Source organism: Psychrobacter sp. MES7-P7E (assembly GCF_002863645.1).
GTDB lineage: Bacteria > Pseudomonadota > Gammaproteobacteria > Pseudomonadales > Moraxellaceae > Psychrobacter.
Genome location: NZ_PJBU01000083.1, coordinates 13977 through 35641, shown reverse-complemented (window position 1 = coordinate 35641; position 21665 = coordinate 13977). Strand labels below are relative to the sequence as shown.

The window sequence follows — 21665 nt, the reverse complement described above, 5'->3', positions numbered from 1 at the left end:
CTGAAAAGCTTAAAATAATTGCTTTAGTATAACATCAATTGTCGCGACAAATAGAACGCACCAGTGGATTCCCTTATAAGATAACAGTTTAAAAGCTGAACATAAAAGCAGTTTTCAATACATCATTTTTACACACTAAATTCATGCATTATGCGCTAGTCATTATCGTCGCCATCTAGTAAGCTTGCATAGACAAAGTTGTAAGTAAAGATTACAACAACGCGTTATATAATTCACATGCTTTATTGCATAATAAAGCGTGCTAACCGCATTTTTATTATTTTATCTATAATGAGAAAGGGCTTTGAATTCGCGGTATGGAACTGGGCACATTCATACTATTTAATCGTCATACTATTTAATTGCCATATTACTTAATCGTTATATGATTTCATAAGTCCGACCCAATGCTTTTTTGTATGATTCGCAATTCTCGCTAATGGATATGGCTTACAGACAGTGTCTAAGAGCTGATATTCATCACACATTTATAAACTCGCCAGCAAAACTATCGTTTGCTGTCCGCTTTTGGTTTATACGCTATGATTGAAAACTGGACAAAAGAATTTATTATTCAGCGCTTATTGGCAATTACGTTGCTAGTGGTACTGTTCGTATTGTGTTTTCAAGTGGTGCAATTTTTTATTGTGCCAGCGCTGTGGGCAGCGATTTTGGCCTATGTGACCTTTCCTATTTATAATTTCTTCCATGAAAAGGTAAAGCTAAGCCCAGACTTTAGCGCCGCTATTATGACGGTGAGTATTTCACTGATAATTGGTGTGCCAGTGGTTATCGGTGTGTTTATCTTGCAGCAAGAAGCTTTAAGTTTAATCAGTAATTTGATTTACCGTATCAAGGTAGGTTACTTAGATGTGCCTGACTCCCTCAAAGATTTGCCTATCATCGGTCAGCAAGTCAAAGACGTACTGTGGCGTATCAATAAAAACCCAGAAGGAACGCTAGAAGCTTTTCGCATTTGGGTTCAGTCGCATTTATATTATGGCAAAATAGCCTTTGATGTGGTGTTCAGTAGTTTAGCTAAACTCGGTATGGCATTAATGACGCTCTTCTTCTTTTACCGAGATGGCACCAGTCTGGTTCGGCAGATTCGTCAAGCGCTGCGTAACATCATCGGCAATCGCATCGACGGTTACATCGATTCTGTAGGTACAACCACACGTGCCGTAGTCTACGGTATTGGTTTAACAGCGTTGGCACAGGCGACACTGGCAGGTATCGGCTATTACTTCGCTGGTGCACCAAGTCCTATTTTATTGACCATTGTTACTTTTATTATTGCCTTGATTCCGTTTGGCACGCCATTCGTTTGGGGCGGGGTATCGATTTGGCTGTTGAGCCAAGGACATACTGCAGAGGGTATTGGATTGGCACTATGGGGTGTACTGGTAATTAGCTGGGTGGATAATTTGATTCGTCCTATCGTCATTAGCGGCGCGACCAAAATCCCTTTTATCATTATTTTTATTGGTGTATTAGGTGGTCTAACAGCGTTTGGTTTTGTTGGTTTGTTTATTGGGCCTGTCGTATTGGCTATCGGGCTTGCAGTATGGCGCGAGTGGATATCGCAGCATAAGAATGAGATATTTGCTCAGCAAGAGGTGATGCTTTCTGACTCTCGTGCGATAGATCCTGTGCATGGACCGGAATAATGAGTCGCTAGCAAATACGATGTAAAAAATTATCGATAGAGACGATGAATAATGACAAATGAGAATATGGCAGAGTTGACGAATAATAAAATCGATAAGTTAAGTACAATTAAAAATATCACTATTTTAGCGGACAGCAACATCGCCAGTCTGAATGATTTTTTTAATGATTCTACGCTTGGTCAGCTGACTGAGCATACGGTTGAGATTATTACTGTCGCTGGTCGAGATATTGATGCAGCGCTACTTACCGAAGTACAGCCAGATGTGCTGCTGATACGCTCTGTGACGAAAGTAAATGAAGCGCTATTGGCTGACAATAACAGCGTGCAGTTTGTTGGGTCTGCGACTATTGGTACCGACCATGTAGATCAAGATTATCTAGCGTCTCGCAATATCACTTTTGCCAATGCGGCTGGTTGTAGCAAGCATTCTGTGGCTCAGTATGTGTTGACGGCTGTTTTTACTTTGTGTCCGCAATATTGGCAGCAGTCGGCGTCATTAACCTTAGGTATCATTGGCCTTGGCAATATCGGCAGTACACTTGCTCAATATGCCTATGATCTGGGTTGGCAGGTGCTAGGTTATGATCCCCTGTTGCCAGCCTCTAAAACTAACAATGCTAGCTTGGAGCAGGTACTTAGCCAAAGTGACGTAGTTAGTCTGCATGTGCCTTTGACTAATGAGAAGAATGCGACGAATCCTAAAGGTAGTGATTACCCAACACGTCATCTGATTAATGCAGCTGCATTGGCAATGATGCCTGCCGATACGATATTGATTAATAGTGCGCGCGGGCCTGTGATTGAGGAAAGCGCGCTTGAAGCAGATATTGAGTGTACTGGCCGTCAAGTGGTGCTAGATGTGTTTGAGCATGAGCCAGAAGTCGCAGCAAGCTTACTATCTAAACTTGCTATTGCCACACCGCATATCGCTGGCTATACGCTAGAAGGTAAGCTGCGTGGCACACAAATCATTTATGATGCACTGTGCGAAAAATTATCGATACCTCCAGCTCAATCTATGTCCAATCTGCTACCGCTAAATATGTTCTTATGGTCTGAATTAAAATCATATCCAGACAGACTGCCAAAGTTTTATGACATCATGCAGGATGATACCTCGTTGCGAAATAAAGCAGTTGATGGGCAAGTAAACGGTGCTGACTTCGACGGTTTGAGACGTGATTACCACCTGCGCCGTGAGTGGCAGTTTTAATTAAATAAGATACTGAGCAACCAATTATTCATCAGTCACAGTAGAGCCCAATGACTCAAGCAAACAACATTTCTTCGCACCCTATTACTTCTAAGCCTAGCTACGCACCAACCATGACACTTGCGATGGCACAACAGCGCGCGCAATTCGTCAGCAATATTCGTCAGTTTTTTACCAGTCGACAAGTGCTAGAAGTGCAAACACCGCTATTATCCCAAGCAGGCAATACAGACACTTTTTTGCAGTCTGTAGCAGCTCATGTGACCTATCAAGACCGTCCACGCACTTATTATTTGCATACCTCGCCTGAGTTTGCGATGAAGCGTTTATTAGCAAGCTGGCAAGTACCTATTTATCAAATTTGTCCTGTCTTTCGTAATAACGAAATAGGCACGCGTCATAATATTGAATTTACGATGCTTGAATGGTATCAACCTAATTATAGTCTGGACAAGATGGCAACTGAGCTTAATGAGTTGTTGGAGACGCTCTATGGTCATTCAATTGTGATGAGTCATTATCGCTATGTCGATGCCTTTATGGACTTTGTGGGCATACATCCGTTGACAGCGAGTTTAACTGCATTGCAAGCCGTGGCAGAAGATATGGGTTTGACCGGATTTGATTTTAATAATGCTGATGATAGCGAAGAAAACCGTCGTCAGAGCTGGTTGGATTTGTTATTCAGTCATGCCGTAGAGCCAAACCTAGGTCATGATTTACCGACATTAATTATAGAGTATCCACCTGCGACCGCTGCGTTAGCGAAAACCGCTATGGATAAAGACGGTAATAAAATTGCGAAACGTTTTGAGCTGTATATTAATGGCGTTGAGATCGCCAATGCTTATGATGAATTAGCAGATGGTCAAGCACTGCGCGACCGTTTTGCACAAGACAATCAATTACGTGCGCGTCATAACCTACCTCAAATGCCAATTGATGAGCATCTATTAGCCGCATCCAATGATTTGATGCCATGTAGCGGTATCGCAGTTGGTATGGATAGATTGCTAATGGTTTTAACAGGTGCAAGTAGCTTAGAAGAAGTCATCCCTTTTCCCAGTGGGCAAGCATAATTGAATGAGCATCTTTAGATTAGCTGTAATCTAAATACATAATAAAAAGGTCGTTGCCGATTTACCAATTAGATATTGGCGACTCGATAACGACCTTTTGTATTGGCTGCTTTTAAAATCTAGCGTCTACAACCAATTTTGCTAATACTAAATTTATTTATACCGTAGCAACTGCTTCATTGATATCGATATCACCATTTTGTAGATTGAAGACTTTGCCTATCGTGTTATCTGCGGTTAGCACCGCGGCTAGCGTTGTCGCTACATCTTCGATGGCATTCTCACCAGAACTTGTATCATTAATAGTGATTTTGCCTGTACCAGCACGTTCTTTTAGTGCGCCTGGCTGTACGATAGTGTAATCAAGCGAGCTGTTATTCACTAACCAGTGATCGGCGTAGTGTTTAGAGATGTAGTATTCTTTTAGGTCCGCAATACCTGGGTTTTCATCCCATTTATCAGTTTCTAATGAGAAGACTGAGCTCAGCATAATATAACGTTTAATGCCTTTATCTTGTGCCGCTTGCATCGTTTTTACAGCACCATGCAAATCAACTTCTAAGACGTTTTTACCACCAGACCCTGCAACAAAGTAAACAGCCTCAATGTCCTGATCCAGTTGTTTTTCAATAGACTCTTTACTGGCTGTAATGTCTAAATCTAGCTGGGTATAATTGTCATTATCAAATAGTTTTTCTTTCTGACGAGTCGTGCCAATAACTTGATGGTCATCAGCCAATAATTGCTTAACCAAATCTCCGCCCACTCGACCACTTGCACCAACGACTAAAATTTTCATAATCATTCCTATTCTTATTTAAATGCTATTGTTTGAATTATTCAGTAAGTTTGTTTATCTTAAAAACCGAATATAGAGTAACAAAGATAGGTAGCATGCTTCGTTATAAAGCGTGCTGATTGAATAGTGTTTGGTTATAGAGTGTATACAGTTTGCAAGGAAGCAAACGTTGGCTAGATAATGTTATTTAATAGAAGACAGGATGGGTAGGCGTCAGATAAAACGATAAAAAGCACTAACGAACCAAGCGATTAAGCCCGTCGGCGAAGGCTTTTTTATCTCGATCGCCGTAGGGTTTCTGACCGCTCATCTCCTGTAACTCTAGGACGCCAGTACCGCGCATAGTATCCATAAAGTCGCGCATATTGAGCTTTTGCTTGATGTTGTTCTTATCGTAGACTACGCCGCGCGTCGTCAATACCATACCACCTTTATCCAAAATATCATTGGCCAATGGGATATCGCTAGTGATAGCCAAGTCACCAGCTTGTATCTGCTCGACGATATAATCATCCGCTTTGTCGAACCCTGAGGGCACGACAGTCATAACAAGTAAGGGCGACTTGCGTAGCTTGATCGGCTGATTGGCCACAAATATAGCCATGGTCTTGGTACGTTCAGCCGTTTTAATAATCAAGTCTTTGGCAATCAATGGTACCGAATCTGCATCCACCCATATCTGCATTATTTTTTGGCCTTCTCAGTTTTTGCTGAAGGAGTAGCAGTCAGGCTGCCTGCTTGGCTGTCTTTATTGTCTAGTTCATCAGCTGTGGCATCATTTTGAATACTGTTCTGAACACTGTTTTTAGCATTACTCTTAGTATCGACGTCTGCTTTACTAGGCTGAGTATCCAAGCTTGTATACTCTTTATCTAGACCAACCTTGTTTGGCAAGATAGCAACCAATTTTGCCATAGCAGGCTCTAAATCAGTCACGTCATTAGGCATCAAGGTGATATGAGCAATCTTACGATCGTCACGCTCAGCCTTATGATAGCTATGATAATGAGCGCCATCGATATTTAGCACTGCACTGATATCAGGATATTGACCCAGCACATTTACCATAATCGCAGGATGCACGTTATCTGTATCGCCTAATGGTAAATTAACCACGGCACGGATATGATTCTCAAACTGACTGGTAATAGCGCCTTCGATACTCCAGTGTCCAGAGTTGTGTACCCGTGGTGCGATCTCATTCGCCAATATCGCATTATGACCGCGAGCATCTTTGGTGACGAATAATTCAAGCGCCATAACACCGACATAATCCAAATGGTTCATGACTTTAGTGATAGCATCTGTTGCTTGCTGGAACAGGTGACTCGTACCAACAGCAGGTGCTTGAGTTTTGGCTAATATACCGTTGTGATGATGGTTTTCGACCAAATCGTAACAGCGTACCTGACCATTTTGCGCTCTTGCTGCAATGATAGACACTTCACGGCTAAAGTTAATAAAACCTTCAGCAATTAACGGCGCAGGTGTTGGCGTAAGTGAGCCTTTACCGCTGACTGCGTCTTTTAAATCTAGCCAAGCAGTTTTAATATCACTGTCTTGCTTGATAACGAACTGTCCTTTGCCATCGTAACCACCTCGGCTGGTTTTTAGAACGATAGGCAGTCCTAATTCTTTACAAGCGTGCTTGAGCTCAGCTTCAGAATTGACTTCCATAAATGGCACGGTTGCAATATCAAGCGTGTTGAACATCTGCTTTTCTTTTAGACGATCTTGGGCGATATCAAGCGCAATCAGCGGTGGGAACATGCCTTGCTTGCTACCAGATTTTGACAAGCTAACCAGTTGCTCAACAGTAGACGTTGGCGTGTTTTCAAACTCTAACGTAAAGACGTCCGCTGCTGCGATAAAGTCTTCTAATTGATCGCTATGAAAGACACGACCGTATAAGCTGGCAGGGCATTCTGGATTGTCTTCTAAGAATACGCATTGGTAACCCAGTGGCATGGCGGCTTCGGCAAGCATCATACCAAGCTGACCACCGCCTAAAATACCGATGGTACGAATGGTTTGGGTAACAGGATAAGCGTTTGCTGTAGTCATGGCAGGCTCTTTGAATAAAGGTGAATAAGATGTTTGGTCTATTAAAATCTAAAACTCAATGGGTGAAAATAGGAAAAGGTGCACTGTATGCACCTTATCTCTACTCGGAATTGCTTAAAAATATATATTGATAACTTTAATCGTTAGGCTATCAATATAAAAGACGCTGCTATAAAAGCCGATCGACTTATATCTACCTAAGGATTGATAATACCTGGTGTTGGGCTGGCGAGAATGGTCTCAGTCTGAGACTGGCGCATCTGATCGAGCTTAGTAGCAATCGTATCATCATGCAATGCCAGTACTTGAATTGCAAGTAGGGCGGCGTTATAAGCACCAGCAGCACCAATCGCCAAAGTACCAACAGCGACGCCTTTTGGCATTTGTACGATAGACAGTAGGCTATCCCAACCGCTCAGCATAGATGATTTTACGGGGACACCAAAGACAGGTAGCGGTGTTTGACTGGCACACATACCCGGCAGATGAGCGGCACCGCCTGCACCAGCAATGATCACTTGTAGACCATTGTCTTTTGCGCTTTTGGCATAATCAAATAATCTATCAGGCGTACGGTGTGCAGAGACAACTTCACAATCAAAAGCAATGTCAAAGTCTGCAAGCAATTGCGCAGCAGCACTCATAGTTGCCCAGTCAGACTGCGAACCCATGATAATGCCGACTTTTGGCTGACCAGCAGGGGAGGTGATTGGACCGTTCTGGTTAGCAGCAGTATTCGTGGTGCTCATGATTGGATATCCTCAAAAAGACCATCATACAAAAATTTTGCTACACTCGTAAAGCCAAGTTTGACTTTTAATACTGGTATGGCGCTAATTGCAGTGATATCACGATTTTATATATGTTTTTCATCGTGATAATGCTGAACAAAGTGATTGACCGTCAATGGTAATGGTTTTTCGGTATCCAGTTGATAGCATGTTAGATAACCACTGTCTACTGCTGCAGAGTAGTCGGTACAGGCAACTTGTGGACTGAGTGGCTCAGGGGTGCCAGTGAGCCAATAGTGCCCGACAAATATAGGTTTATGAGTTTTTAGCGCAAATTCAATATTTTCAGCCAACGCATCAGGCGGTATCTGTGCCAATGCGGACGATGGAGCACGAGACACTTCACGAAGTGTGCGTGTATTTAACTCATCTAGCCACCAGCGTACTCGTACTCGTGTACGCTCAGTACCTTCTTTATCTACCATCACAATGCCATCAGGTAAGCTTGTTTCAACCCCTTTTAGTACTCGCTCTAAAGCGTCAAAGGCGATGGTATCTTCTTTAGCCGTCGCGATTAAACCTGCTGGAGTCAGACAGTTATCGTCAGTCAGAAGGGGTTTTAGTATTGCCATGCTATCTGTATCCCAGCAAGCATGTACAAAACAGGCGTAGTCGGTCTCAATCCATAATGGAATTTCGTATAAACGCTGCAACCAGTACTCATGTTGCTCTGAGCCAAATGGTATCTCTGCTAAAAACGCCTCGTGTTGGCGTCTGTGGATGTCGTTGTGCGAGCGTAAATACTGGCTAGTATTATCGGGATCGCGCGTGGCATATGCCAATGCATTATATTCATGGTTGCCCATCACTGCATCGGCTACATCGGCATCTAGCATTGCAAAGACAATCTCTAACGTGGCTAATTGCTGCGAACCACGATCGATCAAATCACCAATGAACAAAGCCTTATGACCTGTTGGTGGCACGAAATGCTGACCGTTATGCTCATAGCCCAACTGATGCAGCAGACCGATCAGTTTGTCTGCATAACCATGTATATCACCGATAATATCTATAATCATAATGTATTACTAAATCTCAAATGTAGAAGTGTACCCTGCGCAAAATAGTATTTATAGAGTATAACCGTCTTTAAAGTGATAGCTTTACTATACGTAGAAATGTCTAAAATCCTGGTGATAGCAACGCATTGATAAAGTGCGGTAGTACTTTTGGTTCCAAAACAATCGTAGCGATAACGCCAAATGCGCCGCCCCACATATGAGCCATGTGATTGATATTTGAGCCGCCGCGTCGATCAGCATAGATACTATAAAATGTATAAGCCACGGCAAATAGTATCGCAGGAATAGGAATTACGGCAAAGAGGTAAATTCTCTCCCATGGTGCTAACAGAATAAAAGCAAATAGCACAGCCGATACACCGCCTGATGCGCCTAAACTCAAATAACTGGCGTTGTTCTTATTTTTCACGTAACTTGGAATCATGGCAACGATAATTGCCAACACATAAAAGACCACAAAACCGTAGCCGAATAAAAACGGCTGATATAGTCCTTCAATAGCACGCCCAAAGAAATACAAAGTAAACATGTTGAAGAGCAAATGCATACTATCAGCATGGATAAAGCCGTGGGTCACAAAGCGATCCCATTGCCCATTGTTGACTGCTGGCGGATAAAAAATCAATCGATTAAATAGCGTCTTGTTTTGCCAAGCCAATAAGCTGACAATAACGGTAATAATGATAATAAGCGTCGTATGGTTTAACAAAGGATAATCCTTAGGCCGCGCCTGATGTGTGACAATGCGATAAATGACAGTGTTCAAAACCTAAGCGCTAAGGCTGAATGAAAACTAAATATGACCGATAATTAACGTACTAATAATAAATCTAAGCTATTCATAGAGTAATAAAACAATACTAACAGTAGTTGCGATAACGCGAATACCTATTGTGTGACAAAACGATGCTTTTTTATGCGGTTATAGTGAATAATGTAGCAGTGTACCATGCAACATAAGTGAAACTTTTAAAGCAAGGTTAAAGACGAGAGTAGTGTTCATTCATCCGCGCTGAGATTAATCTTTTAGACAAAGAAGCAAAATACACAAGTGACATGGACTAAAATAAAATAAGTGCTTGATTTTGCACATTCAAATAAGGCTGATAGAGGCAGTGGATTATGAACATTATTGACCAGCTAGAACAAACGGTAACCCCAGCTGTAATGGGTAATGATGACAGCAATAATGTCGCCTATGTCAATCTACTTGAGCAATTTTATGCTATTTTGGCCGCGCGCCTAGCTGTGCCACAAATTTACTCACAGCTGCTGCGTACTGATCAAGTAATGACTAGCAGCAACAATGAAAGCCCTCTATTTGAACAAATATGGCAAGATAAAATCCTACAAGAGACGATCATCCAAGAGTTGTCAGCCACCCATCACATTGATGAGCAGACAACTGAGCAACTACTGATTAGTGCTACCCCGTTGGCATATCGTGAGCTAAAAGTATTGGCCAATGGACAGTTTTTGCCAGCATTTCTACAAGACAAACAGGCTGCTTTACGACCATGTTTGCCTATCTGGGCAGCCACTGTGATTACTGCTACTCAAGGCGTTGGTCAGCAAATACAAACAAGCTTTGGTTCAGATGATGACTATGTACCAGTACATGTGCCAGTAAGTGACGACATATCGAATAGACTTGATGACGCTACTTTAGATACTGGCATAGCTGGCATAGACACACCAATAACGAACACTGATGCAGAAAGTATAGAGCAAATATCAACTGCTGAGCGCGCAAACACTGAAGCGTTAGATGACAATACGATTGCCAATAGTGATGCTATTCATGCCAATCCAGCAGCCTATCATCTGGCAGAAAACAGTAACTTAAAGCGTGCGCAGGTGCGTACTCGTAATCAACGAAACGATCTGCTAATACGTGTGTTTCTATTAATAGTAGCCCTAGCTGCGCTTGCACTAGCAGCATGGGCATTATTAGTGAAACCCAATAATGAAATACCAGTAGAACCTGTGGCCACGGTACCTGTTGAACCACCGCCAGCACACGTGACTCCTGTACCAACAACGACTCCTGTTGAGCTTATTGTCGGTGTAGACAACGGCGGTAACTTGTACACTTGTAGTGCGACCGTTGGCGATGCTGCGCTACAAAGCACGTTGCAACAGGCGCTTAATACAAGCTTTGGTGAGCAGGCAAGTATTTGTGAATTGAACATACAGGACGGGGTAACAACCACAATCGCTAATATGCCTGCGGAGACACTGCCCAATGTCTTGACGATGCTACGATCAACACCATTTGCGCGTTTACATGTGCAAAATGACCGTCTCACACTGGAGGCGCCAGACAATATGCTGCTGCAAAAACTGGTCACAGAAATACGAAGTTTAGTACCAGCGATGGTAGTCGAGAGTACAGCACCATTACCGTTACCTAATAATAGTAATATTGGTGATGCTACGAACAATATGGCAAATGCAAATAACCAGTTTATAGATGATGGGGCGGGGATTAATGATCAATTCAACAATAATGGGGTAAATAGTAACTCTGGCGATTACCAAGCATCAGATGATGATAATGGAGATCGTGTGATACCAACTCCTTTGCCTAACAATAATAGCTTTAATAACGCGCCCAACAATCTGCCTACCAATGGCGCGAGTAATATTCCCAACAACTTTCCTTCGAATAATCAAACGACCAGACCGCCAGGCCCTTTTTCACCTTCAGAAGTGGATGAGATGGCAAACACGGTTATCGTTGCTGAACCAGCTCAAGTTAGGTAGTTTTTTATAAGGCACGCTGTGTCATATGGCGTGTCTTTTTATATGGCCTATCTTTTCATGTAATTTAGCTACAGTTACGTGTGCCAACCGAAACATTACTTACTGTATCATTTGCACAACAACGTACAGACTGTGAATAGCAGCTTAAGAATTTTATAATAATCAAAACCAAATAAAGTAGTTTGATGAATTTATCGGCATCATGATTACCTAATACTATAACGATTGAATACAAAAGAATGATACAGCTGCTTTTTGAGCAAACGAATGATATAAATAAAAATTAAGGGGAGAGCCATATTATGGATATTATTAGCCATTTGACACGCACCGTCAGCCCAGCCGTATTAGAAGATGACCGTAGCCCAGCTAAGAAAAATCTACTAGAACAGTTTTATGCTATTTTTGCTGCTCGTCTTGCAGACAATGATACTTTTAGCCGATTTGCCAATGAAAACATTGCCCGTGATGACAATGCTTTTTATGACCGTGTATGGACAGAAGGGGCACACCGCGACCAAATTTCTCGTGAACTGGCAGGCAAGCACAATGTCGATGCAACTGCCTCGCGTGGTTTGATTGCGATGGCAGCGCCACTGGCTTTTCATGAGATCAAAAGCTTAGCTGGTACCACGCCCGTTCCACAATTTTTGAATGACAACCTGAACAGCTACCAACACCATATCCCTGCATGGGCGGGTACTGTTTTGCCTGCTAGTGCAGTCGCTGCCACTTCTACTACGGCTGGCACACCGATTTCTGATACGACCAGTACAGCGCCACTACAAAAAGAAGAAGAGCCAAAAGAGAGCTTTATGAAAGCGCTGCTACCTATTATTGGTTTGATTATCTTGGGTGCATTGGCTTGGGCACTACTCAGAGGCTGTCAAGAAAACCCTGAACCTGTAGCAACGCCAGCAGCCACAGTGCAGCAAGGGGTGCAAAGTAATGAGGCATTAGCGGTTGCAGGCGCGATTGAGCCTGCATCACTGAGTATCGCAACTGGTGAAAATAGCGAGCTGTATGCTTGTCGTATGAGCGTAGGTGATGAGACATTACAAACCAATGTCATGAATGCTTTGACTGGTGCATTTGGTGACGAAGCCAATAAATGCCGTGCTGACGTTGATGATAACTTTGCAGTAGATATGCCAGCATCCGCTCAATTGGCTACGATATTACCAATTATCAAAAATGTACCGAACGCGAGTATGATTATCAAAGGCGATAACATCACTGTCAATGCTCCTGATAAAGCCGCATTGGACAAGTTGGTTGCTGACCTACAAGCAGCTGCTCCTGCCATGACCGTGCAAGCTGAAGGTCCATTAGACCTACAAGGCGAGATTGATGACAGTCTGGCTGCTGCAGATGTGGCGATGACCAATCTGGGTGATAACCCAGATCCACGTGACGTTGCTCGCGCTTTGAGTATTCAGGTGATTAACTTTCAAGTAGATGAAGCGGTTATACCTGAAGTCAATAAAGCGCTGTTAGACCGTGCTGCAGAAATCATCAACAAAGTACCTGATATGAAGCTGATGATTGTCGGTCATACAGACAGTCAAGCCTCTGATACCTATAATATGGAGCTGTCTCAGGAGCGTGCTGAGTCAGTGAAAGCGTACCTAGTGTCTAAAGGGGTTGATGCCAGTAAATTAACGACCAAAGGCATGGGCGAATCAGAACCAATCGCGGATAATTCAACCGAACAAGGTCGCTTCCGCAATCGCCGTATTGAGTTTATGGTCAATGACGAAGTGGTCAGCGCCAATGATGGCATGATGATAAACAGTGATTCGCTAGATCCAGATATGAACCCATTAGATAGTAACAACGATGATTTGTTACCAGATGGCGATGATGCTACCCAAGGTACTGCGGTAGACCCAACCAATTAATCTATTTGTTCTTATTTTGATTATAGCTACGCAGTAGTAGTTAAATGACAAAAACCGCATCTTATAAAGGTGCGGTTTTTTGCATGCTACTCAATGACAATTAAACAAGCTATTATTTATACAGCGTAGGGTCTGTCGATTCTTTAGCAGTCTGAACATCAGCTTGGGCATCAAAAAAAGTCTGAGTAACATTTTGCTTGGCTTGCTGCCAGTATTCAAATTGCTGGCAGGTAGACTCAAGATCGCCTTGCCATGTTGGGATATTGCCGCGCATGGTTTTGATACGTTGCTGGTTAGGGTAAGGCAAATCTTGCGCAGCTTTAGCAGCTTCATGAGCAGCCACACGGTCGTTGCATACGAGGGCAATATCACAACCGGCATCAATGGCCGCTTTTACGCGAGCACTGACATCACCAGCCGCCTTTGCACCTGCCATCGATAAATCATCAGAGAATAATACCCCATCAAATTTAAGCTCATCTCGAATGATATCTTGTAGCCAAATTTTAGAGAATCCTGCTGGCTTGTCGTCTACCTGCGAAAATATCACATGCGCTGGCATAAGAGCGTCCAGACTATGTAGCGTTTGAGCAAAAGGTTGCATATCGCTATTGATGATTTCATCTAAGCTACGCGTGTCGATGGCTTCTGATACGTGCGAGTCAGGAGCGATGGCACCATGACCGGGGAAGTGTTTACCAGTGGTTGCCATACCAGCCGCTTTCATTCCACGCATAAACTGTGTTGCAAGCGCAGTGATGGCTTGTGGCTCATGATGAAAGCTGCGGTCACCAATGACTTGGCTAATACCATCTCTATCCAGTACGGGTGCAAAGCTCAAATCGATTCCTACAGCCAGCACTTCAGCTGCCATTAAATAACCGCAATCGTAGGCGCAGCTAAGTGCTTGGCTCGGGTCTTGATTGAATAGCTCACCCAATCGTCCCATAGCAGGTAGGGGCGTGAAGCCTTCACGTAGCCTCGCGACTCGTCCACCTTCTTGGTCCACACCGATAAGTATGTCTTGATTGTGATAACGTATATCGTCGCATAGTGCTCTGACTTGGGCCGCATCTGTGACGTTACGACCAAACAATATTACTCCACCGACCTGTGCTTGTTTAATCAAGCTGACATCCTCAGCGGTCAAAGCGGTACTATCGATATCTATCATTAAAACGCCGTACATCGCGTGATCCTTATTATTTTATATATGGTTATATTATGAGGGTGAATGATTATCTATGGCTATCTTATTATGACAGTTATTATTAATTGAGCATAATGTGGCAGGTTATTGGGGTCAAATCAATTTGCTAATAGCCATCAAATTCAGTCATCAAATCGATGTTGATAGCCCTCAATTGCTATGTATGATAAAAGTGATAGAAAGTTTGGTATGTATAGACGTAGCGTGTAAGATTGCTTATACAGTTTGAGACAGTTCAGTATTTATGCGCATGATAATATTGATTGATTTTTGACTATATATCAGTATTTAATGATGCATAAAGTATAAGAATAAAAAACACAGCATTTATAGGTCATAACAGATTTGAGCATTTCTAATTCTGGTGAATTACCCAATACTATTAACTTCAAATAACTAGGTACATATGATGAAAAAACAACCAGCACAGTGGTTACTCAGTGCAGCGTCAGTGGGCATTGCCGGTATTATCCTGACCCAAAGCTACGGTACTGCAGTCGCCGAGACCAATACAGGAAGCTTCGTTCAGACCCCTGAGCAAAAGGTCACCACCCGTCAAGTAGCCGCTTTGCTGGATCGCAGTCATTATCTCAATCAGCCTTTAGATAGCAAGACTGGTAGCGAAATCCTATCAATGTATATTGATAGCCTTGACCCAAACCATACGTTGTTTTTGCAATCTGATGTCGATGAGCTGAAGAAAAAACATGCTGAAGACTTTGGTGCTCGCCTAAAACAAGGTGATCTATCTGCAGGGGTAGAGGTGTTTGATCGTTACCGCAAACGCTCAAATGAGTACTTTGCGATGGCCACCAAGATGCTCAAAACAGACATTGATTTGACAGGTAACGACACAATCATTCTTGATCGCGAAAAACTCGGCCATTTTAAAACCAAAAAAGAGCAGCGCGATTACTGGGAACGTCAGCTAAAGTTCCAGTTGATGAGCATTACCCTCGGTCAAGAAGACGAAAAAGCCAAAGAGAAAGTATTTTTAAGCAATCCAGATATCACACGTGGGCAAGACTTGGTACGTAACGATGAGCGTACACCAAATGAGATTTTGCAAAATCGTTTGTCGCGTCAACAAGAGCAGTTTAAGCGTCTTAAAGATGATGAAATCATGGAAACCATCTTAAATACGGCGATGCTCACTTATGATCCACACAGTAATTATTATGCACCGATTCAAGCGACCGAACTCCAAATCCAGTCTAGCCTTCAGTTAGAAGGCATAGGTGTCTCTATTCGTCCAGATCGCAAAAATCCGGACTATACTCGTATTGTGACTTTGGTCGATGGTGGTCCAGCCGCTAAGTCGGGTCAGATTAAGCCCAATGATTTAATCGTTGGTATCGCAAAAGATGGCGAAACCATGACGGACGTGGTTGGTTGGTCAACGCGTGAAATTGTCAGCTTGATTCGTGGTAAACGCGGTACATCGGTCACACTGAAATTACGTCAACCTAACACGCCGGATGCTAGCGCCCGTACAGTCACGGTAGTACGTGATATCATCCAGCAAGAAGAGTCAGGCGTCACTCAGCGAGTAGTAGAAGTGCAGCGTCCTAATATTGATAAGACACCAAAGCGTATTGGCGTACTTGAGATACCAAGCTTTTACTTAAACTATCGTGCGCGTCGCAATGGTGAAGACTATCGTAGCGTCAGTATCGATACTGAAAAAGCGCTAAAAGAGTTGAACAAACAAAATATCGATGGCCTAGTGGTTGATTTGCGCAATAACCCTGGTGGCTCATTAGATGAAGTTGCCAAGATGCTAGGTTTCTTTATCAAGAGTGGACCACTAGTACAGATTCGTGATAATCGCGGCAATATTCAAGTATATCGCGACAACGATGGCGGCGAGCAGCTGTATGATGGCAAAATGTCGGTTATTACCAACTTAGCATCGGCATCAGCCAGTGAAATCTTTGCCGCTGCTATTCAAGACTATGGTCGCGGATTAGTGGTTGGTAGTACGACAACTGGTAAAGGCTCTGCGCAAATTCAGCTCGATAGCTTAGCTTTAGGCTCTGCCACCTTAACTCAGCGTAAATTTTATCGTGTCACTGGCGGTAGTACGCAAAATAAAGGTGTCGTACCAGATGTTGAGCTAGTCAATATCTATGACGATGCGACCTTTGGCGAGCGCGCTCAGAAAAAAGCATTGCCTTGGGACACTATCAGAACGGCGCCGTATAAGCCTGAAGGGAAGTTTACCAGTGATACATTGGCGACACTCAATCAGCAGTCTAAGATTCGCCAACAAAAAGACCCGCAGTTTACTTATCTATCGACACTAAATGATATTCGTAACATGGATGATGAAAAGAAACCTGTTCGTTTAGATATCAATAGCCGCCGAGCTAAAATGCAGCTAATTGAAAAACGCTCATTAGAAGCAGAAAACAAGCGCCTTATCGCAACTGGTGAGCGTCCGTACTCTAACTGGAACACTTATCAGGCAGCGATGGACGCAAAATTTGAAGAACGTAGCCGTATGAAAGCCGCTGAGCGTCCAGAATTGCCAGAGGATGAAGCGTTCATCAATGAGGCAGCTTACCTTATGCTCAGTGCAGAACCTAAGACAATGCTTAGCCCTGAAGAGAAGCTATAATGTGAAGTTATTATAGCGTTACGTAATCTATGTAAGCATATGCTTACATAGATTGACGTTTAGACCTCTTACCAACGAAGGGTCAATCTGCGACTATAACTGTACGGCACGATTGAACGAAACGGTTCATTGATACTAGGGATTGGTATCTTAAAGATCGCACTAGGGATAAGTAGTTTGCTGATTAAGGATGATAAGGCTGGATGCCTGTCAGTTATGAGATACCCCGGGATTAGGTATCACGTAACGCTAACATGGATGGTTGGTAATAAAAGCCGCATGACGCTTGTCGTTATGCGGCTTTGTTACGTCTGGATATTAATAATGTTTATAGCGGATTCTTTGAATAGATAGTATTAAAGTTGAGCATATTTATATTAATTCAAAACTTACCATGAGATAAGCATAAAAAAAGGCCAGTAACCTTATCGGCTACTGGCCTTTTAGATTAGATGATAAATTTAATAACTTATTATCTAACTATTTTCACTACACTCTAGAAGAGATTAGTGCTCAACGCCACCTGCACCATGTACATGGCCATGGTTTAGTTCGTCTTCAGTTGCTGCACGTACTTCTTGGATTTCAACATCGAATGTCAAACGCTTGCCAGCCAATGGATGGTTTGCATCAACAGTCACTTCTTGATCGTTTACAGCAGTCACAGTAACCAACATTACTTGGCCACCAGCTTCTGACTGGAACTGCATACCAGGCTGAATGTCATCAACGCCTTGGAAGTTGTCACGTGGTACGTGCTGTACTGCTTGCTCTTGGTATTCGCCATAGCCATCAGCAGGTTCAACGACTGCATTAACTTTTTCGCCAGCAGACTTACCTTCTAATTGTGCTTCTAGGCCTGGGATAATGTTGCTGTGACCATGTAGATAAGCAAGTGGCTGACCTTCTGGTGACTGGTCAAGGATATTGCCTTCGTCGTCTTTTAGTGTGTAATTGAATTTGACGGCAGTGTCTTTTGCGATAGTAGTCATAAAATATCCTAAATATATCTATGTAAAAAATTAAATACGGTTGCAATAAACCTAAAAAAGCCAATCTGCAAGCCAAAAGGCCACGTCATTAGTCAATTATCATCAGTTTATTAAAGTAACTTTAGCAGTTAGCATCTTTAATTGAGATGGCCCACATAACTTTCAAGGCAAAAAACATAAAAAATGCCAATTAATGCCACAATTTACAATAATAACTGCTATTTTCTATAGTTAATGCATAGCTATTGGCTATTCATGGTTTAGGAGTTGCTTTTTTAGAGCAGGACTTCTAGCATAATTATAAAATAAGGATGAGAGACACGATGACTGCATTTGCCAATACCACTACTAAACAACTAGCGAGCAATGTTTCAACCAATCATAATGCTACTAAGGCTAAAACGATAGCTGATATAAGCTATCAATTTGATTTTGCCCGTTTCTTTGAACATCTGGTCGATGTATCACTAAGCTTTACAGCAGTAATCGATGCGCCGCAGCTTTGGTTACCAGCGTGGATACCAGGCAGTTATCTGATGCGCGAGTTTGCTCGAAACATCACTGCGGTACATTATCAAATAGTAGAGGCTCAAACAGCGGATAGTGACGAGCAGCCAGAGACTTATCGCGCGCAGAAAATCGACAAAAATACATGGCAGCTGCCAGCGGCGCAAGCAGGGCAGAGGGTCATCGTCGAGTACGAAGTCTATTGCTATGACTTGTCTGTGCGTACGGCCTACGTCGATCAGCAACGACTTTACGGTAATTTCACCTCACTTGCGCTCGCCGTCGAAGGGCAAGAGCAAGCGCCTGTCCACGTTAGCTTGATTGTGCCCGAGACATTTTTTGCAGACAAAGAAAGTAGCAAAGTACTGTTGGCCTGTGGGTTGGACGCTACGCACCTGCAGATTGATCAGCAGCAAAAAGACAGTCAGCCATCGAACAGTCAGCACCTTTATAAGTTACAGGCAGCCAATTATCACGAGCTGATTGATTATCCATTCGAAATCGCGGAACAAGAAAAGTTTGATTTTATCATTCATGATAATGAGCATCAGACGCTACATCATAGTTTTTATCTGTCGGGTAAGCAGAATGCCAATCTAGGTCGCTTGCAGCAGGATATTACTCAGATTTGTCAGACCTACGTAGATTGGTTAGGCGATGCGCCATTTAACGATTATACCTTTATGACCTTTGCCAGCGGTCAAGACTATGGTGGGCTTGAGCATATCAACTCTACTAGCCTTATCACCCCGCGCAATGACTTACCCAGCACTAATGAGCCAAAGTTACCAAGTACAGATTATCAGCGGTTTTTAGGCTTGTGCAGTCACGAGTATTTTCATTCATGGTGGGTGAAGACGGTACGTCCTGATGTCATGATCGATGTCGATTTGCGTCGTGAAGCATTTACGCCATTACTTTGGGTGTTCGAAGGGTTTACGTCTTATATCGATGACTTTATGTTGCAAGCGTCAGGTGTGATTGATAAAGCCAATTATCTGCGTCTGCTAGCCGAGCAAATCAATCGCTATTATCAGACCCCAGGGCGTGGTAATCAAAGTGTAGCAGAATCAAGTTTTGATGCTTGGATTAAGCTGTATCGTACCGATGAAAATACAGGCAACGCAGGTATCAGCTACTATAATAAAGGCGCGTTGGTAGCTCTATGTCTGGATCTAATCTTACTCAAAAATAGTGATGGTCGTTATCGTTTGTTTGATGTGGTCAAAGCTTTTTATACTCAAGCTAAGCAGAACGACAGTAAGCGAATTGGTATCAGTAGTGCTGACATGGGCTCAGTCATTGAGCAGTTTATGCCGCTAGCAGAATGGGAAGATTTTGAACGCCGTTATGTCAATGGGGTAGAAGAGCTGCCCATTGAAGCGTTGCTAGTGGCAAACGGCGTCAAAATACAGGCGAATACTAAAGAAACGGCTGACAAGCATGTGCCTTGGGGTATGCGATGTAACGAAACGCCAGCTGGGCTCAAGGTCAATCGTGTGATGCGAGATAGTCTGGCGGCTAGAGCTGGTATTTCAGCGCATGACGTTATTATCGCGATTGACGGCATCAAAGCAGATACGAAACAACTTACCGCCTTGGTTAATATAGCGCACCCTGTTGAATGTTATTTATTCCGTCGCGATGAGCTGATGTGTGTTCAGGTTCAACCCGAAACGACAACTAAAGTGAAGCCGCGAGATGAGACAACTGGCATGACTGGAGCAGTACCTCCTCATAAAGTAAGCCTACGCTTAGCAAAAGAAGATAAGACTCTAGAGAATGATAATGAGCAATTAAAAAGTGAGGCAGGTTGGGAGACATGGCTTAATGTTATGAAGCGGTAGCTTTGATGCTATATCAAATACCTTTCCATACGAAAAACCCTTCCATATAAAAAACCCTTCCATATAAAAAACCCTCTTCCGAGCAATACTGCTTAGAAGAGGGTTTTTTAATAACTTTTAATATCGTAGATATGTCCAAGCAACTTAAATGCTCGATAGGTCAGAGGTTGGCGAGAAGATATACGTTTACTGCTCTTTAGCTCTGTTATCTAGATTATCTGAGTTATCTGGATTCTTATTATCGGTAGTTTCAGGCTCAATACTTTCATCTACAGAACTATCGTCTTCGTTGCTACTTGCAGCCTCAAGCGCAGCAATCCAGTTTTTCATCACATCAATTTCAGTTTGCTGGTTATCAATGACGTCTTGCGCCAACAGACGCATCTCTTCATCTGTCCCATATTCGAGCTGAACTTTTGCCATATCAACAGCGGCAATATGATGCGGTAGCATACCGCGTGCAAATGCCATATCAGGCACGGGATCAGCCACACCCAAAGTCATTTCGCCATGCATATTTTCCATGCTTTTAGCATATGCTTGCTGCATCGCCACAGTATTTGGCTTAGGTTTGGCAGCATCAGGATGGCTAGCCAACCACTTGTTTAAGACATCGATTTCAGCTTGCTGTGCCGTGATGACGTCTTGAGCAAGTTGGCGCATCGCTTCATCAGTGCCATACTTGAGCTCTATTTTTGCCATATCTACCGCGCCGCGATGATGTCCCAACATACCTTTAGCGAAAGCGGTATCAGGATCGTTATACCCCATACCAATCATCATCTCGTCATGCATTCTAGTCATCGATCTCGTATAGTCTCTGAGCATATCGCTCATTTGAGACTCATCGCTGACACTGTTATCGCTGTCATTTGTTAGAGTATCGTCTGCCATATCGTCATGCTCAGCATGTGGTATATCAGTTACTGGTGGTGAGGTTTCTTCTGCAGGATTTGATTGGTTGTCCTCTGTCGTTGGCTGACAGGCACTCAATACAAGCGCTGCAGAAATGCTAGTGACCAACGAAAGAAAACGACGAGAAGCAATCATGACATATCCCTATTGTGAAAAAACCAAACGATAAATGGATAATACTTATTATACATAATCAATTACGTGCTGAATGTTAGCAGATAAACCTTACCCATTCGAGACACTATGTTTAACAGGTCGTAA

At 43.0% G+C, this 21665-nt stretch carries 16 protein-coding genes; 7 read left to right on the top strand and 9 right to left on the bottom strand.

The features are described from left to right. Nucleotides 1-542: 542 nt before the first annotated feature. The 3 genes from CXF62_RS05980 to epmA all read left to right on the top strand — a co-directional run bounded on the left by CXF62_RS05980 (nucleotide 543) and on the right by epmA (nucleotide 3967). Entirely contained in the window at nucleotides 543-1670 is a 1128-nt protein-coding gene (locus CXF62_RS05980) for an AI-2E family transporter (protein WP_102093315.1), read from the top strand. A 108-nt stretch (nucleotides 1671-1778) separates the two neighbouring features. After that, on the top strand, nucleotides 1779-2888 hold the full coding sequence (locus tag CXF62_RS05975) for a 4-phosphoerythronate dehydrogenase (protein WP_102093318.1): 1110 nt from the start codon (nucleotides 1779-1781) through the stop codon (nucleotides 2886-2888). 50 nt (nucleotides 2889-2938) lie between these two features. Next, complete coding sequence (epmA, locus tag CXF62_RS05970; RefSeq protein WP_102093313.1) at nucleotides 2939-3967, top strand: EF-P lysine aminoacylase EpmA; 1029 nt, start codon at nucleotides 2939-2941, stop codon at nucleotides 3965-3967. A gap of 157 nt (nucleotides 3968-4124) precedes the next feature. Here epmA and CXF62_RS05965 read toward each other — a convergent pair whose 3' ends face one another. The 6 genes from CXF62_RS05965 to CXF62_RS05940 form a co-directional block, all read right to left on the bottom strand. Beyond that, entirely contained in the window at nucleotides 4125-4766 is a 642-nt protein-coding gene (locus CXF62_RS05965) for an NAD(P)H-binding protein (RefSeq protein WP_102093312.1), read from the bottom strand. A 235-nt stretch (nucleotides 4767-5001) separates the two neighbouring features. Next, the gene (locus tag CXF62_RS05960) at nucleotides 5002-5451 is read right to left on the bottom strand and encodes a YaiI/YqxD family protein (protein ID WP_102093310.1); all 450 of its coding nucleotides are present in this window, start codon (nucleotides 5449-5451) and stop codon (nucleotides 5002-5004) included. After that, nucleotides 5451-6830, bottom strand: coding sequence for a 5-(carboxyamino)imidazole ribonucleotide synthase (locus CXF62_RS05955; protein ID WP_102093308.1), 1380 nt, complete (start codon nucleotides 6828-6830; stop codon nucleotides 5451-5453). Before CXF62_RS05955 ends, CXF62_RS05960 begins: the two co-directional genes overlap by 1 nt. Before the next feature lie 197 nt (nucleotides 6831-7027). Beyond that, nucleotides 7028-7579, bottom strand: coding sequence for a 5-(carboxyamino)imidazole ribonucleotide mutase (gene purE, locus CXF62_RS05950; RefSeq protein WP_082624535.1), 552 nt, complete (start codon nucleotides 7577-7579; stop codon nucleotides 7028-7030). Nucleotides 7580-7686: 107 nt separating this feature from the next. Then, nucleotides 7687-8643, bottom strand: a complete 957-nt coding sequence (locus CXF62_RS05945; protein WP_102093306.1) for a metallophosphoesterase — start codon at nucleotides 8641-8643, stop codon at nucleotides 7687-7689. Nucleotides 8644-8746: 103 nt separating this feature from the next. After that, entirely contained in the window at nucleotides 8747-9355 is a 609-nt protein-coding gene (locus tag CXF62_RS05940) for a rhomboid family intramembrane serine protease (protein WP_102093305.1), read from the bottom strand. Nucleotides 9356-9768: 413 nt separating this feature from the next. On the opposite strand from CXF62_RS05940, the gene CXF62_RS05935 reads away from it, so the two are divergent. Next, on the top strand, nucleotides 9769-11412 hold the full coding sequence (locus tag CXF62_RS05935; protein WP_102093304.1) for a hypothetical protein: 1644 nt from the start codon (nucleotides 9769-9771) through the stop codon (nucleotides 11410-11412). Nucleotides 11413-11714: 302 nt separating this feature from the next. Next, nucleotides 11715-13313, top strand: a complete 1599-nt coding sequence (locus tag CXF62_RS05930; protein WP_102093303.1) for an OmpA family protein — start codon at nucleotides 11715-11717, stop codon at nucleotides 13311-13313. Between the two features lie 112 nt (nucleotides 13314-13425). Here CXF62_RS05930 and nagZ read toward each other — a convergent pair whose 3' ends face one another. Further along, entirely contained in the window at nucleotides 13426-14502 is a 1077-nt protein-coding gene (gene nagZ, locus CXF62_RS05925; RefSeq protein WP_102093301.1) for a beta-N-acetylhexosaminidase, read from the bottom strand. A 430-nt stretch (nucleotides 14503-14932) separates the two neighbouring features. Here nagZ and CXF62_RS05920 point away from each other — a divergent pair, with 430 nt between their 5' ends. Then, nucleotides 14933-17143: a carboxy terminal-processing peptidase gene (locus tag CXF62_RS05920; protein ID WP_102078101.1), complete on the top strand. Its 2211-nt coding sequence runs from the start codon at nucleotides 14933-14935 to the stop codon at nucleotides 17141-17143. A gap of 506 nt (nucleotides 17144-17649) precedes the next feature. Here CXF62_RS05920 and CXF62_RS05915 read toward each other — a convergent pair. Continuing rightward, complete coding sequence (locus CXF62_RS05915) at nucleotides 17650-18135, bottom strand: FKBP-type peptidyl-prolyl cis-trans isomerase (protein WP_057758283.1); 486 nt, start codon at nucleotides 18133-18135, stop codon at nucleotides 17650-17652. Nucleotides 18136-18458: 323 nt separating this feature from the next. Between CXF62_RS05915 and CXF62_RS05910 the strand changes: the two genes are divergently transcribed. Beyond that, the gene (locus CXF62_RS05910) at nucleotides 18459-20489 is read left to right on the top strand and encodes a M61 family metallopeptidase (RefSeq protein ID WP_102093300.1); all 2031 of its coding nucleotides are present in this window, start codon (nucleotides 18459-18461) and stop codon (nucleotides 20487-20489) included. 186 nt (nucleotides 20490-20675) lie between these two features. Here CXF62_RS05910 and CXF62_RS05905 read toward each other — a convergent pair whose 3' ends face one another. Then, the gene (locus tag CXF62_RS05905; RefSeq protein WP_102093298.1) at nucleotides 20676-21539 is read right to left on the bottom strand and encodes a CopM family metallochaperone; all 864 of its coding nucleotides are present in this window, start codon (nucleotides 21537-21539) and stop codon (nucleotides 20676-20678) included. Nucleotides 21540-21665 lie beyond the last annotated feature (126 nt).

Excerpts from the sequence above, each read along its gene's own strand:
- CXF62_RS05980 (WP_102093315.1), top strand. The coding sequence starts at position 543 with ATGATTGAAAACTGGACAAAAGAATTTATTATTCAGCGCTTATTGGCA.
- CXF62_RS05915 (WP_057758283.1), bottom strand. The coding sequence starts at position 18,135 with ATGACTACTATCGCAAAAGACACTGCCGTCAAATTCAATTACACACTA.
- CXF62_RS05905 (WP_102093298.1), bottom strand. The coding sequence starts at position 21,539 with ATGATTGCTTCTCGTCGTTTTCTTTCGTTGGTCACTAGCATTTCTGCA.
- nagZ (WP_102093301.1), bottom strand. The coding sequence starts at position 14,502 with ATGTACGGCGTTTTAATGATAGATATCGATAGTACCGCTTTGACCGCT.
- CXF62_RS05910 (WP_102093300.1), top strand. The coding sequence starts at position 18,459 with ATGACTGCATTTGCCAATACCACTACTAAACAACTAGCGAGCAATGTT.
- CXF62_RS05960 (WP_102093310.1), bottom strand. The coding sequence starts at position 5,451 with ATGCAGATATGGGTGGATGCAGATTCGGTACCATTGATTGCCAAAGAC.
- CXF62_RS05930 (WP_102093303.1), top strand. The coding sequence starts at position 11,715 with ATGGATATTATTAGCCATTTGACACGCACCGTCAGCCCAGCCGTATTA.
- CXF62_RS05920 (WP_102078101.1), top strand. The coding sequence starts at position 14,933 with ATGAAAAAACAACCAGCACAGTGGTTACTCAGTGCAGCGTCAGTGGGC.
- CXF62_RS05935 (WP_102093304.1), top strand. The coding sequence starts at position 9,769 with ATGAACATTATTGACCAGCTAGAACAAACGGTAACCCCAGCTGTAATG.
- epmA (WP_102093313.1), top strand. The coding sequence starts at position 2,939 with ATGACTCAAGCAAACAACATTTCTTCGCACCCTATTACTTCTAAGCCT.
- CXF62_RS05955 (WP_102093308.1), bottom strand. The coding sequence starts at position 6,830 with ATGACTACAGCAAACGCTTATCCTGTTACCCAAACCATTCGTACCATC.
- CXF62_RS05945 (WP_102093306.1), bottom strand. The coding sequence starts at position 8,643 with ATGATTATAGATATTATCGGTGATATACATGGTTATGCAGACAAACTG.
- purE (WP_082624535.1), bottom strand. The coding sequence starts at position 7,579 with ATGAGCACCACGAATACTGCTGCTAACCAGAACGGTCCAATCACCTCC.
- CXF62_RS05965 (WP_102093312.1), bottom strand. The coding sequence starts at position 4,766 with ATGAAAATTTTAGTCGTTGGTGCAAGTGGTCGAGTGGGCGGAGATTTG.